This is a genomic window from Moraxella haemolytica (assembly GCF_030177935.1).
GTDB classification, from domain to species: domain Bacteria; phylum Pseudomonadota; class Gammaproteobacteria; order Pseudomonadales; family Moraxellaceae; genus Moraxella; species Moraxella haemolytica.
On the sequence record NZ_CP089974.1, the window covers coordinates 341,648 to 355,793 of the forward strand.

A 14,146-nucleotide genomic window follows, 5' to 3' on the forward strand; every position below is an offset into this window, starting at 1 on the left:
TATGTATTTGGCTAAAAAATTATGAAAAAATCGTATTTAGAAATGATCAATTAACCAACATCTGCGCACCAATATTTGATGGTAATGTAGTCTTCAATACCGTATTTTGAGCCTTCACGTCCAAAACCGGACTGCTTGACACCACCAAATGGGGCAACTTCCGTTGAAAGCAGCCCTGTATTTTGGGCAACCATGCCGTATTCTAGCCTTTCTGACACACGCCATGACCTTCCCAAATCATTAGTATAAAAATACGCTGCCAAGCCATAGATGGTGTCGTTCGCCTGTTGAAGTACTTCTTCTTCGGTGTCAAAAACAAACACAGGGGCGATTGGACCAAAAATTTCTTGGCTAAAAATATCCATATTGGATGTAATGTCGGTGATGATGGTTGGGTTAAAGGTGAGCTTGCTAATAGGATTTTTGTCGCCCCCTGCGATGAGTGTCGCCCCTTTATCTAAGGCATCTTTTAATAAACCTTGTACTTTTTCCATTGCCTTGTCATTAATCAGTGGTCCGATGGTGATATTTTCGTCCAAGCCATTGCCGACTGTTAGGCTGTTAAGTTTATTTGCAAAGCGTTTTAAGAATTCGTCTTTAATGCCTGCCTGCACATAAACACGGTTGGTACAGACACACGTTTGCCCCGCATTTCTGTACTTAGATACCATTAAACCATCAATAGCTTTATCAAGATCGGCATCATCAAAAATGATAAAGGGGGCGTTGCCACCAAGCTCTAAGGATAGTTTTTTTATTGTGTTGGCACATTGCGACATTAAGAGTTTGCCAACAGCTGTTGAGCCTGTAAAAGAAAGTTTGTGTATGCGTGGGTCGGATGTTAAAACGCCACCTATAGTACTGGCATCGCCTGTCACCACTTGCAAAACACCATCAGGTAAGCCCGCCTGTCTTGCCAGTTCCATCAGGGCAAGTGCGGAAAAGGGTGTTTGGGTGTCAGGCTTAACAATCATCGTACAGCCAGCTGCAAGGGCGGGGGCGACTTTTCTAGCAATCATTGCTGATGGGAAATTCCATGGTGTGATGGCGGCACATACGCCAATGGGCTGTTTTAAAATGGTATAGCGCAAGGCTGGGTTTGGAGCGGGAATGACATCGCCATAGACACGCTTGCCTTCTTCGGCATACCAGCGAATGTAACTGTTGGCGTAGTTAATTTCACCCTTTGCTTCAGCTAAGGGCTTGCCTTGCTCTAAGGTCAAAATGCGGGCAAGGTCATCAAGATTGACATCAATCAAATCTGCCCATTTATGCAAAATCTTGCCTCGTGCGGCGGCGGTGAGTTTTGCCCAGTTTTTTTGGGCATTTGTGGCGGCAGTTACCGAATGGGTGACTTCTTCGGCAGATAAATCAGGTACATTTCCCAAAAATTCGCCATTAAAGGGATTGTGAATGGCAATCACTGCCCCGCTCTTGGCAGACATCCAGCTATTATCAATGAAGCAGGCGGTTTTAAATAGGGCGGGATTGTTTAAATTCAAGGGGTTGGTCATGCGTTGTTCCTTTATTTGGTTCAGTATAATGAACTATTATTCAAAATTTGGGACTCAAACTTATTATAAAGATGAATTGGGTTGTTTGGCAAGGGATTTTTTGCAAAAAAAGCATTAAATTGTTACAATAACGGCAATATCCTTAAGGTAACCTCTCATGTCCCAGATACCAACCAGCGTCCCCGCTTTAGACAAGGCCTTTGCTATTTTGGATTATGTAACCGAATCGCCACGCCCTGTCAGTGCCGCTCAAATTGCTAAAGATTTAGGCTTACCTAAAAGCAGTATGCATAATCTTTTAAATACCTTGCTTCAAAAAGGCGTGCTTAGGCGAGATGAGAACAATTTGTTTTTTTTGGGGTCGTATTTACTATATTGGGCGGGCAAATTTGAACAGCAACAAGAAGTAATTGCCTTGTTTTATGAGCTGATTTTGTCTGAGCCTATGTTGGCATTAAATACCATTACACTATCTACGCTTGACCATGCCAAAGGCGAAGTGGTGTATTTGGCGTGCCATGAAAGTCCATTGCCACTTGGGTTTACCTTTCGGGCAGGCGTACGCGTGCCAGCGGCATTTTCGGCAACAGGTAAGGCGATGATGAGCACTTTGCCTTTTGAAGATGTGCGTGCGATGTATGCTGATGGCCTGCCTATACCCTTTACACCAAACAGTGTACAGAGCTTTGAAGTGCTGGCAGGCGAATTTGAACAAGTTAAACAAACACACACTTCACTGGACAATGGGCAACTTAGAATGGGTATGTATTGTTTGGGGACCTATATTAGAAATGTGCATGGCAAGGCGGTAGCAGGGCTTGCCGCCAGTTTTCCTTATCATGAGTATGAACAAAAAAAGGAAGAGGTGAGCGTGTCTTTAATTGCCCTTGCTAGTAAAATAGAGAATCGGCTTGGGTTTGTGGAGTAAGTAATTAAACTAAAGGGGGGCTGACGTAGATTAAGTTCAAGCCCCACACCATTTTCTCAAAGTTCTCAGCTTTTGTGATGATGTACTGTAATTAAATCTAAACTCACATTCTTTGATAAAAAGATGAAAAGTTTTTCTTGTTAATACCATTGTATTTGCTAAGTGCTCAAATGCCTTTATGAATGCCACCAAAATAGCTTTCATCAAGCCTTATCTTGCCATCAAGGGGTTTTTAGCTTTTTGAGCTAAATGACATTCTATCGCAAGTTAAGATTTTTTGGCGGAATAAGGCTGTTATTTAAGTGTGACTGTCTAAGTACTCCTAACAAATAAAACAAACCCCAAGTTATTTTGGGGTTTGTTGTTTTGGGTAGTTGTTTTTTATAGCAAATATTTAATGCTTATGTTTATCAAAAAAAGCAATTAAGTCTTTTTTGATTTGCTTTTCTCGTTGGGTAATATCTTCTTTTAGCCAGTCATCTTTTGGATAATTTGCCAATTCTTGTATAACAGTAATTTTTGATTGGCTGTATTTTTCTTTCTTTTTACCAAAATAACCATTACCTGCTTGGATATTTAGTTTTGTTTCAAGAACAATTTTATTCCCAATATTATTCAAATAAGTATCCGCATCATTTTTGTTCCAACCATTGTAATTGGTGTCTTGCCATTTGGTTGGAAAAATATGCTCAATATCAAAATTACCATCTATTAAGTCTTTTTGATTTTTATTTAAATAAGCGTGTAAAATCAATAAAGCTCTTGTTATTTTTGATGATGAATGCTCACTAATTCTTTGCAAAAACAAATCACTATGTAATTCAAAATCATATTGGTATTGATGATTGGTTGATTTTTCAAATGCAACACAGGCTTTAAAAATATTATCTTTAATTGCATTGACGGTGGGCTTATCAATAAATTTTGCAAATAAAAATGACAATAAATTTTCCAACATCTGTTCAAAAAGACTTTCAAAATTTTCATCATCTTTATATTTCATAAAGAAAACACTTACCGCATATCTCCAATAGTCATTGGGGTAATGACGAAAGCAATTTAACCATTTTTTTGAATTGAGTGAAAATTTGTAATTAACACCACTATCTTTATAGTTTTGAAAAATAAACTTCCAAAAATTTGCTAATTCAAGAATTTCTAAAATATTAACTTTATCAAGCTGTGCGGATTTATTTTCTGTATAAAATCTACGCAAGCCAATTTCTTTTCCAGCATTACCGTCCCTTGCTCTTAAAATGTGCATATAATAACGAAACACATCATCAATACTAATATTGGCTTGTTTACAAATTTGCGTTAATTCTTTCCAAGTATCGGTAAAGTCTTTTCTATCTTTGCTCTTTTTATACAGTTGAGCCTTAAAAATATCTGCATCAGATAGCGGTAAACCACGATTATTTAATGTGGAAAAAATTGTGAGTGCAGTATCTTGGGTATCGCATTCAATCGGTAAAATAATACATTGGCTAATAATGGTAATGCACAGTTCTTTCCAAGCCATTGGACTTTTTTGTGCAAACTCATTACACTTTTTTTGAAAAAACAAATAATTTTTTGAATAATTGTCATTGTTATTTTGGTTGGCGATACCATTTTCTAAAATATCACGAAATATTAAGTTGTCTTGCTCGGTAATGACTTCTGAGACGATGTGAATTTTGCTTTTGTCATCTACTTTTTGGGAAATTTTATTGATATCCCAAAGGCAAGGAGCTAATTGGTTTTTAAGACCAATAACTTGTTCATCTTCTTGCATTTCTTCTAATTGCTTATAAAATGCTCTCAATAATAACATCAGCGATGTGGTTCGTTGCTGACCGTCAATTAGTTCAGATTGCTTTTTGTTTGGATAATAGACAATTGTTCCCAAAAAATAATTATCGTCATCACTTTCTTGATTATTAAAAAAATCAATAATATCATTCCAAAGCGTTTCACAATTTTCAATATCCCACTCATAAGGTCTTTGATAATCTGGAATAAAAAAATGTGTATTTGTAAACAATTCACTAATGGATTTTTTATTAACGGTGAGTTCTGCCATTGCATCGCTCCTGAATTTACTTAAAAACTTTAAAAAAATTCAAACACCAATTTGGTATTTGAATTTTATCGCATTAAATCAACTTCTTCAACAATTCATTCACCTGTGCTGGATTGGCTTTACCACGACTGGCTTTCATCACTTGTCCGACCAGTCCATTAAAGGCTTTTTCTTTTCCGCCTTTATATTCATCAACCATTGCTTGATTATTTGCCAAAACTTCTTTAATAATCGCTTCAATCGCCCCTGTGTTGGTTTCTTGTTTTAGCCCTTGCTCATCAATAATGCCATCGGCACTTTTATCAGATTCCCAAAGATAATTAAACACTTCTTTGGCGATTTTACCACTGATGGTATTATCCAAAATACGGGCGATAAGTCCTGCTAAGCGTTCGGCATTGATGGGTGAATTGATAATGCTTAGCTCGTTTTTATTTAATGAGCCTAATAAATCGCCCATGATCCAGTTGGCTGCAATTTTGGCATTATTCTTACCGACTTTTTCAATAACTTCTAGAAAATAATCAGATAATTCTCGGCTGCCGTTTAACACATTGGCATCATAAGCTGATAGACCTAACTCATTGGCAAAGCGTTCTTTTCGCACGCTTGGCAACTCTGGCATTGCTTTTTTAATTGCTTGTAATGTTTCATCGCTAATCAGCACAGGCAATAAATCAGGGCAGGGGAAGTAGCGATAATCGTTGGCTTCTTCTTTGGTTCGCATTGCTCGTGTTTCGTCTTTTTGAGGGTCATAAAGCCTTGTGGCTTGAATGATTTTTCCGCCATCTTCTAGCACATCAATTTGACGCTCAATTTCTGACTTAATCGCTCGTTCAATAAAGCGAAATGAGTTTAGGTTTTTTAATTCACAGCGAGTGCCAAAGGGTGTGTTCGGCTTATGCACTGAGACATTGATGTCAGCACGGAAACTGCCTTCTGCCATAATCGCATCTGATATGCCAAGCCATGTAACCAGTTCGTGAATGGTTTTAACATAGGCAACTGCTTCGTCTGCTGAGCGAATGTCAGGTTCGGAGACGACTTCAATAAGTGGTGTACCAGCACGGTTTAAGTCCACGCCTGTCATCTGTGGCACGGCATCGTGTACGGATTTACCTGCGTCTTCTTCAAGGTGGGCTCTTGTGATGCCAATGCGTTTGGTGTATTCATCTTTTGCCCCTGCGTTTACAAGGATATCAATATAACCTTGCCCTACGATAGGGTGTGCCATTTGGCTAGTTTGATAGCCTTTTGGTAAGTCTGGGTAGAAGTAGTTTTTGCGGTCAAAGGCGTTCATTTGTCCGATTTGGGCGTTTACCCCTAAGCCAAATTTGACCGCCTTTTCAACGACATCGGCGTTCAACACTGGCAATACGCCGGGCATTGCCAAATCAATGATGTTGGCTTGTGTGTTGGGTTCTTGCCCAAATTCGGTACTGGCGGGCGAGAAAATTTTGGTGGCGGTGTTTAATTGGCAATGGATTTCAATGCCGATAACAACTTCATAGCCGTCAATTAGGGGGGCTTGGTTAGTCATAAATTTTCCTATTAACTATAAAAATTTAATGGGTTATAAAAATGGATAAATTTCTTTACCAATTTGTGCCATTATTTCATCTTTTTGATTTTTAAAATCAAGGGATTTACCATCATGTGGCTGAGTGATAAATAAGCTGACAAAATAAGATTTATTATTTTCATTCCAAATCACAGCAATGATATTTTTTGATTCACTACCTGTGCCTGTTTTGTCGCCAATTCGCCAATTTTTTGGTAAATATTTTCTCAATAAATTATCAGCAACTTTATCATTGATAAGCCAAGTTATCAACTGTTCTTTGCTTTGATTGGATAGGATATTGTCTGTAATCAATGCTTTTAGGCTTCTTGTATAAGGAATTGGTTTTGCGGTATCACTGGTTTCACCATAATGTGAGCGATTTAGTAAAGGTTCATTATTTGCTAACACCATATCCGCCCCAATCTCTTTCAAAAATTGATTGAATGCAGTCAAGCCCCCAGCTCTATCCAACAAGATATTGGCAGAGCCATTATCACTCAGTGTTATGGTAGCTTCGCACAATTCACTAATAGAAATTGGTTTATTTTCATTAAAGTATTTTTTGCAGACAGGAGAATATTCTATCAAATCGCTTTCTTTAATAATGATTTTTTCATTTAAATCCAATTTTCCTTTATCTACAAGTAATAATATATGGCTTGCGATAAAGGCTTTAATGGTGCTATTAACAGGAAAATATTCATCACCACGATGGCTGGATATTTCACCACTGTCAGCAATAATCGTCATACCAATTTTGGCATTAAATTTATTTTCCCAAATTGGCAATATTTCTTTTAATTTATTTTGTAATAAATTTGGATTTTTTGTTATCTTGTCATTAGGTAAATGGTTATTGGATAAACTCGTTTTGCATCCAGTTAATAAATTGCCAGAAAAAATAATAGGTAGTGCCAATAAGGTTTTTTGTAAAAAATGACGGCGTTGCATCATTATCTCCTTTTATTGCTTGGGATAAATTTATCATTTATCCCAAATCCAAAATCACTTCACCAAATCCGGCATCTCTTGATGAAACTTGGTATTCGCCTGATACACATGAGCGGTTTTTAGAAGTTCGCTTTCCGCCCAATGTTTGCCAATCAGCTGTAAGCCCACAGGCAAGCCACCAACAAAGCCCACAGGGTGCGACAAACTTGGTAAGCCCGCCAAATTCACGCCAATGGTATAGACATCGCCCATATAGATTTCGGCAGGGGAGAGATTTTCGCCAAGTTTATAGGCAACCGTTGGGGCGGTTGGCGTGGCGATGATGTCGCAGGTTTCAAAGGCTTTTAAAAAGTCGTTTAAAATCAATCGTCTTACCTTTTGAGCCTTGACATAATACGCATCAAAATAACCTGCACTTAGGGCATAAGTTCCCATAATGATACGGCGTTGCACTTCCGCCCCAAAGCCTTCCGAGCGTGAACGAGTGTACAAATCGTGCAAATCGGCAGGATTTTCACAGCGATAGCCATAGCGGACACCGTCAAAGCGAGATAGGTTGGAGCTGGCTTCGGCAGGGGCAAGAAGATAATAAGTGGCAAGGGTAATTTGTGGGTCGGTCAAATGCACATCTACCAAAGTCGCCCCTAAGTCTTGATAGACTTTTAAAGCGTCTTCAATTTTGGCTTTAACATCAGCATTTAACCCTATGCCAAAATATTCTTGCGGTACGCCCACTTTTAGTCCGCTAAGTGGTTTGTCGCTTGGTACTTTGTCAAGCTCGCCCACCCAGTTGGGTACTTGTAAATTGACACTCGTACTGTCTTTTGGGTCAAAGCCTGCCATCGCCTGTAAAAGATAGGCACAATCTACAGCTGACCGCCCAAACGCTCCTGCTTGATCTAGGCTTGATGCATATGCCACCATGCCAAAGCGAGATACTCGCCCATAAGTGGGCTTGATGCCTGTTACCCCACAGAAACTGGCGGGCTGGCGAATTGAGCCACCTGTGTCTGAGCCTGTAGCAACAGGCACAAAGCCACTTGCTACCGCAGAAGCACTGCCACCAGACGAACCGCCAGGCACTCGATCCAAGTCATAGGGATTGTGTACTGCTCCGAAGTAGGATTTTTCATTGTCCGAACCCATGGCAAATTCGTCCATGTTGAGCTTGCCAAGACTGATAAATCCTTGATTTGCAATATTTTCTACCAAAGTGGCACTATAAGGGGCGACAAAGTTTGACAGCATTTTTGAGCCACAAGTGGTCAAAACGCCTTGGGTGCATAAGTTGTCTTTGTGAGCCATCGGTACGCCCAATAGGGGGCGAGTGTCGCCATTTGCTCTTAACTCATCGGCAAGTTTGGCTTGTTCTAGGGCAGATTCAGCCGTTACGGTAATAAAACTATTGATTGCCTTATCGTGGGTGGCGATACGGTCTAAAAAGTGCTGGGTTAATTCAACCGAGCTAAATTGTTTGGTTTGTAAACCATCGGCAAGTTCACGGACGGACAGGGTGTGGAAGTTTGTCATGATTTTCTCTTAATTGGTATGTTTTAAAGTAAGTAATCTTGGGCTATTGCTTTGTTGATTTGGGGTTGTATGACCTTTTGACGCATGGTCTTTAAAAAAAGTTTTTGTGTGGGCGATGTTCTTTTTGATGCTTAAGCTTATAAAAATAAAGTTTTAATACTTTTGGCGTATTTTAAAAACTTCTATCATCTGCCCAAACACTGATCATGTTTGAGATATTGGATGGGGTCTGTGTTTAAGACTCCAAGTTTTTATCCCTTAGGGCTCCAATGTTACCAAATCAAGTTTTGCCCCTGTGATATGCTTCTTATTGCCATCTGTGTGATACAAGATGCACTGTTGGCGACAAGGTTTAGGTTGCTTCATGGGGCTTAGTCATTGTGCTATTCAATCACCTGCGGAACCAAATATAACCCATCTTGTACAGCGGGGGCGATCTTTTGATTGGCTTCACGATTGACCCCAAGACCGTTTGCGTCCACTACATCTGGGCGTAGCATTTGCACGCCATCATGAACATTGGTCAGGGGTTTAATATCATCAGTGTTCACTTGTGATAGTACATCCATCATGGATAAGATTTTGCCAATATCTTTAGCGTAACTGTCGCACTTGACATCGTCAATGGCAAGGCGAGAGAGTTTGGCGACATTTAAGATATCAGTACTGGTTAGGGTATTGCTCATGATTAATCCTATTTGCTGACTTATTTAGTAGAAAAATGCTTTGGTATCGGTTGTATAAAATGGTGCTTATTGTAACATATCTTGATAATTGACAACATCTTTAACACTTATTTTGCTCAAAACTTGATCATAAAAATCCCAAAAAACCATGTGTCTTACTTGTTTTTGGGGTTTTTGGGTGTAAAATAAGGTATAATTTGAGCTTGTCGTGCTTTTTTAAGATTTTAAATGAAAGCTGGTTGGTCATGGGTACTGATAGATTAGAGGGTTTGGTATGCGTGTGATTTTGGCATCTACTTCGCCACGCCGTCAAGAGTTGCTAAGAGTGGCAGGTGTGGATTTTGATATCATGAATGCACCGATTGATGAATCTTGCTATGACAACGAGCGTGCGACAGATTATGCCATGCGTATGGTGCATGCCAAAGCGGATAGGGCGATTGAGCTGATGGGTGATGATGAAGCACTTATTATTACTGCAGACACCATTGGCGTGTTAGAAGATGGTCAGGTGCTGACCAAACCCACCGATAAAGACGATGCTTTTGCCATGTGGGCTAAGCTATCAGGGGCGACACATGAGATTTGGACGGCGGTGTGTGTCAGTGGTATTCAAGGTGGTCGATTGACTGCTAGGCAGAGCATGATTTGCCGTACTCAAGTCCACTTTGTGAAACTGAGCAATCAGATGATGGTGCGTTATTGGCAGACAGGCGAGCCTGCGGATAAAGCAGGAGCGTATGCCATTCAGGGCGGTGCGATGGCGTGGGTTAAGGAAATTAACGGCAGTTATACCAATGTGGTGGGGTTACCCCTTGCTCAAACGCTAGAGCTGATGACTCAGGTGGTGGATATGATGAAAACTGATTGTGCTAATTAAAACCAAAATATCACTCATTAAAAAACCAATCGTATTTAAATACAATTTACAAACAAACTTAAAAAGACCAATTAGCATGACCAAAGAAATTTTAATCAATCATCTGCCCATGCAGACACGCCTTGCTGTGGTACAAGATGGCGTACTTGATGAGATATACATTGAAAATCATCGTCAGCTAGGACAAGTTGGTGATGTTTATTTGGGAACGGTGGTGCGTATTTTGACAGGTATGCAGGCGGTCTTTGTGGATATTGGTTTGGCTCGTACAGCCTTTTTGCACATTGATGATGTGAAACAGTCCGCCCAAAAATCTAACTTTAAGATAGAGCAGTTATTTTATCAGGGTGAGCGTATCTTGGTGCAGATTATCAAAGGTGGGGTGGGGGATAAAGGGGTAAGATTGACCACGGACATTGCATTGGTCGGTCGTTACTTGGTCTATCGCCCTTTGGGTGTGGGTGTTGGCTTGTCATCACGCATTAAACCACAAAAAGAACGCCAACGATTAAAGCATGTGCTATCCACCCTAATAACACAAAAAGGCGTGATGGGGGGTGTCGTTGTGCGTACGGCAGCGACCAAGATGGATGAAGATGGTCTAGATGGGGATTTAAATCGTCTGTATCATCTTTGGCAGGCACTCAGCGATGGTTTCACCAAAGCTAAAACTCACAAGCTCAAACATCAGCTCATCCATCAAGAGCTACCCTTGCCTTTACGCCATCTAAGAGACAGTTCGCTTGATGATTTGCAAATTTGGGTGGATGATGAACAGATGTATCACAGTATTCAGGATTTTTTCTTGCAAATTGTGCCATCTGGTCTATCACAGCTTCATCGGTACGCCTACCATAAGCCACTGTTTGATAAGTACGATGTAGAAGAACAAATTCAGCAGGCACTAAAGAGTAGGGTTGATTTGCCTTTAGGCGGTTATTTGGTGATTGACCAAACCGAAGCCATGACAACCATTGATGTCAATACGGGTTCATATGTGGGTAAGCATTCGCCACAACAGACCATCTATCAGATTAACTTAGAGGCGGTTTGGGCTATTGTCAGACAGATTCGTTTGCGACAGCTTGGCGGTATCATCATTCTCGATTTTATTGACATGAAAGCACAGCACCATAAAGATGCGGTATTAAGCACCCTAAAGCACGAACTAAGCCGTGATAAGACGCCAACGCATATCATGTCCGTAAGTCCATTGGGGCTGATTGAGATGGCACGCAAACGAACCCATCAGAGCCTTGCTCAGCAGCTTTGTCAGCCTTGTGAGGCGTGTTGCGGTACTGGTATGGTAAAAAGTAACGAGACGGTTGCTTTTGAGATTATTCGCAAAATTGTGCAGACGATCGGGTGTTCTGCTCACAAGCCTATTGTCATTGATATTCTTGCTGCCCCAGTGGTGATAGACCATTTAGCTGTCCATGAAAAAAGCATGGTGCAACACTTGGAGCATACGCTCAATGCACAAATACAACTAAAAGTTGCCACCAACTATCATCAAGAGCAGTACGCCATCAGCCATCATTCAGCCATCATTGATGATTTTTAAAAGATGATGTTAAAATAACTGAAAAAATAAATGAGCCTGACATTGTTTTTGGTATGGTTAATGAGATAAGCCCAAAAGATTGGGGTATGTTTTTCACAAAAACACAAGAGCCAATAAGCGAAGAATATCCAATAAAAATATTGTCATTCACCCATAAAAACTGAATAAAAAACTTGCATTAAGTCATTTTTAATGTATAATATGGTTTCATTATATTTTAGCGTTGCGCTTTTTGATCCGCTTTATCGTGATTGAAAAGAATAAATTTGATAAAAATTGTTCTCTACAAAAATGATAGAGAATTAAAAAGGACAACGCCACAGCCGAAGCATCGTTTTTGGCACTATAACAACACCCCTGCTGTCTAGTATTTTTACATGACGGGCAGGGATTGGATTATTTTGTCTAAAAGCATTGCTTTTGACAAAAGAGTTGAAAAAAATGGTATAGCTGAAGTCATCTTGTGATGATGGAAGTTTTATAAAGCACTTAATTTAGGAGCTTGTTGGCATGGCTAACCAGAGAATCCGTATCCGACTAAAGTCTTTTGACCATCGTCTGATTGACCAGTCGGCACAAGAGATTGTCGATACTGCAAAGCGCACAGGCGCACAAGTTTGTGGCCCTGTTCCCTTGCCGACTCGTATTGAGCGGTTCAATGTATTGACATCACCACACGTCAACAAAGACGCTCGCGACCAGTATGAAATTCGCACCCACAAACGCATGATTGACATCGTACAGCCTACTGATAAAACAGTAGATGCATTGATGAAATTGGATTTGGCTGCCGGTGTTGATGTTCAAATCGCCCTAGGCTAATTGAACTTAACTGGTTTAATATAAACTATTATTAAAGTAAGAGGTCTAAAATGGCGATTGGTTTAGTCGGTAAAAAATGCGGCATGACCCGAATCTTTACTGAAGCAGGTGTATCTATCCCTGTAACAGTAGTCGAGGTTGACGCAAACCGCATCTCTCAAATCAAAACAGTAGACACCGATGGCTATAACGCAATTCAAATCACTACTGGTGTGCGTCGTGACAGCCGTGTAACTGCTGCCCAAAAGGGACACTTCGCAAAAGCTGGCGTAGCCGCTGGTCGTGGTGTTTGGGAATTCCGTGCAGACGAGAGCGAATTAGAAGGTCGTGAAGTCGGTGCAAACATTTTGGTAGATTTATTTGAAGTTGGTCAGCTAGTTGATATTACTGGCCAGTCTAAAGGTAAAGGCTTCCAAGGTGGTGTAAAGCGTCACAACTTCCGCACTCAAGATGCAACTCACGGTAACTCTGTATCACACCGTGTACTTGGTTCTACTGGTCAAAACCAGACTCCAGGTAAAGTATTCAAAGGCAAAAAGATGCCAGGACAAATGGGTAACAAGCGTGTTACTGTACAAGGTCTTGAAATCGTGTCTATTGATGCTGAAAAAGGTGTACTGGTTATCAAAGGCGCACTTCCAGGTGCTAATGGTGGCGATGTAATCGTCCGTCCGTCAGTCAAAGCCTAGTTGAGGGGATTAACGTGAATTTAAAAACTGTTACAGGTGCGGCGGTTGAACTATCAGAAACGACTTTTGGTCGTGAGTTCAATGAAGCCTTGGTACACCAAGTCGTAACTGCATACCTAGCTGGTGCTCGTCAAGGTACTCGTGCACAAAAAACTCGTGGCGAAGTTTCTGGCGGTGGTAAAAAGCCATGGCGTCAAAAAGGTACTGGCCGTGCTCGTGCTGGTTCTATCCGTAGCCCAATTTGGGTTGGTGGTGGCCGTGCATTTGCAGCAAAACCACAAGACTGGTCACAAAAAGTAAATAGAAAAATGTATCGCGGTGCAATGCAATGCATTTTGGCAGAGCTAGTACGCCAAGAGCGTTTGGTATTGGTTGACAACATCACTGTTGATGCACCAAAAACCAAAGGTTTGGTTGCAAAATTAGCAGAGCTAAATGCACCACGCGCATTGATTGTTACTCATGAAGTTGATGAGAATTTGTACTTAGCTGCTCGCAATATCCCACATGTAAATGTATTGGGTACTCGTGAGGTTGACCCTGTAAGCTTGGTTTCTTTTGATAAAGTTATCATGACTGTGGAAGCTGCCAAACAATTTGAGGAGACACTAGCATGAGTAACGCAAGATTATATCAAGTGCTAAAAGCCCCTGTATTCTCTGAAAAATCTCAGCGTCTTGGCGACAGCTTGGGCGTTCAAGTTTTCAAAGTTGACAGCAATGCAACAAAACGCGACATCAAACAAGCTGTTGAGCTAATGTTTGAAGGTGTTGAGGTTGTTAAAGTAAACACCCTAAATACTAAAGGTAAAACTAAGCGTTTTGGTCGTATTGTGGGCAAACGCTCTGATGTTAAAAAAGCGTATGTAACCTTAAAGTCAGGTTCAGACGTACAAATCGGTGCTGGTGAGGAAGTCACTAGTGAAACAGCGACTAACGAATAAGGATACAAGA

At 40.5% G+C, this 14,146-nt stretch carries 13 protein-coding genes and 1 pseudogene; 7 read left to right on the forward strand and 7 right to left on the reverse strand.

Annotated features, from left to right (window positions below; all coding sequences use genetic code 11):
- Positions 1-50: 50 nt before the first annotated feature.
- The gene (locus tag LU276_RS01505; RefSeq protein ID WP_284673938.1) at positions 51-1,514 is read right to left on the reverse strand and encodes an NAD-dependent succinate-semialdehyde dehydrogenase; all 1,464 of its coding nucleotides are present in this window, start codon (positions 1,512-1,514) and stop codon (positions 51-53) included.
- Positions 1,515-1,671: 157 nt separating this feature from the next.
- Here LU276_RS01505 and LU276_RS01510 point away from each other — a divergent pair, with 157 nt between their 5' ends.
- Positions 1,672-2,442: an IclR family transcriptional regulator gene (locus LU276_RS01510; protein WP_284673939.1), complete on the forward strand. Its 771-nt coding sequence runs from the start codon at positions 1,672-1,674 to the stop codon at positions 2,440-2,442.
- Between the two features lie 36 nt (positions 2,443-2,478).
- On the opposite strand, the pseudogene LU276_RS01515 reads toward LU276_RS01510, so the two are convergent.
- From LU276_RS01515 to gatC, 6 genes and pseudogenes are all read right to left on the reverse strand, one after another.
- Positions 2,479-2,605: pseudogene (locus LU276_RS01515) on the reverse strand (IS1595 family transposase); the annotation flags it as partial.
- 231 nt (positions 2,606-2,836) lie between these two features.
- Positions 2,837-4,507 (reverse strand): DUF262 domain-containing protein, encoded by a 1,671-nt coding sequence (locus tag LU276_RS01520; RefSeq protein ID WP_284673940.1) that lies wholly within the window; start codon positions 4,505-4,507, stop codon positions 2,837-2,839.
- 73 nt (positions 4,508-4,580) lie between these two features.
- Positions 4,581-6,047, reverse strand: coding sequence for an Asp-tRNA(Asn)/Glu-tRNA(Gln) amidotransferase subunit GatB (gatB, locus tag LU276_RS01525; protein WP_284673941.1), 1,467 nt, complete (start codon positions 6,045-6,047; stop codon positions 4,581-4,583).
- Between the two features lie 33 nt (positions 6,048-6,080).
- Positions 6,081-7,022 (reverse strand): class A beta-lactamase, encoded by a 942-nt coding sequence (bla, locus tag LU276_RS01530; protein WP_036364342.1) that lies wholly within the window; start codon positions 7,020-7,022, stop codon positions 6,081-6,083.
- Positions 7,023-7,076: 54 nt separating this feature from the next.
- A complete protein-coding gene (gene gatA, locus LU276_RS01535) occupies positions 7,077-8,552 on the reverse strand; it encodes an Asp-tRNA(Asn)/Glu-tRNA(Gln) amidotransferase subunit GatA (RefSeq protein WP_284673942.1) in 1,476 nt (491 codons plus the stop codon).
- 383 nt (positions 8,553-8,935) lie between these two features.
- Positions 8,936-9,238: an Asp-tRNA(Asn)/Glu-tRNA(Gln) amidotransferase subunit GatC gene (gene gatC, locus LU276_RS01540; protein WP_284673943.1), complete on the reverse strand. Its 303-nt coding sequence runs from the start codon at positions 9,236-9,238 to the stop codon at positions 8,936-8,938.
- Positions 9,239-9,512: 274 nt separating this feature from the next.
- On the opposite strand from gatC, the gene LU276_RS01545 reads away from it, so the two are divergent.
- The 6 genes from LU276_RS01545 (at position 9,513) to rplW (ending at position 14,136) form a co-directional block, all read left to right on the forward strand.
- The gene (locus tag LU276_RS01545; protein WP_284673944.1) at positions 9,513-10,118 is read left to right on the forward strand and encodes a Maf family protein; all 606 of its coding nucleotides are present in this window, start codon (positions 9,513-9,515) and stop codon (positions 10,116-10,118) included.
- Positions 10,119-10,194: 76 nt separating this feature from the next.
- The gene (locus LU276_RS01550; protein WP_284673945.1) at positions 10,195-11,682 is read left to right on the forward strand and encodes an Rne/Rng family ribonuclease; all 1,488 of its coding nucleotides are present in this window, start codon (positions 10,195-10,197) and stop codon (positions 11,680-11,682) included.
- Positions 11,683-12,192: 510 nt separating this feature from the next.
- Complete coding sequence (rpsJ, locus tag LU276_RS01555; protein WP_003656991.1) at positions 12,193-12,504, forward strand: 30S ribosomal protein S10; 312 nt, start codon at positions 12,193-12,195, stop codon at positions 12,502-12,504.
- 50 nt (positions 12,505-12,554) lie between these two features.
- Positions 12,555-13,193, forward strand: coding sequence for a 50S ribosomal protein L3 (gene rplC, locus LU276_RS01560; RefSeq protein ID WP_284673946.1), 639 nt, complete (start codon positions 12,555-12,557; stop codon positions 13,191-13,193).
- 14 nt (positions 13,194-13,207) lie between these two features.
- The gene (gene rplD, locus LU276_RS01565) at positions 13,208-13,810 is read left to right on the forward strand and encodes a 50S ribosomal protein L4 (RefSeq protein ID WP_284673947.1); all 603 of its coding nucleotides are present in this window, start codon (positions 13,208-13,210) and stop codon (positions 13,808-13,810) included.
- Positions 13,807-14,136 carry a 50S ribosomal protein L23 gene (rplW, locus tag LU276_RS01570; protein WP_284673948.1) on the forward strand — a complete coding sequence of 110 codons (330 nt, stop codon included), beginning with the start codon at positions 13,807-13,809 and terminating at the stop codon, positions 14,134-14,136. The genes rplD and rplW overlap by 4 nt, the downstream gene beginning before the upstream one ends.
- Positions 14,137-14,146 lie beyond the last annotated feature (10 nt).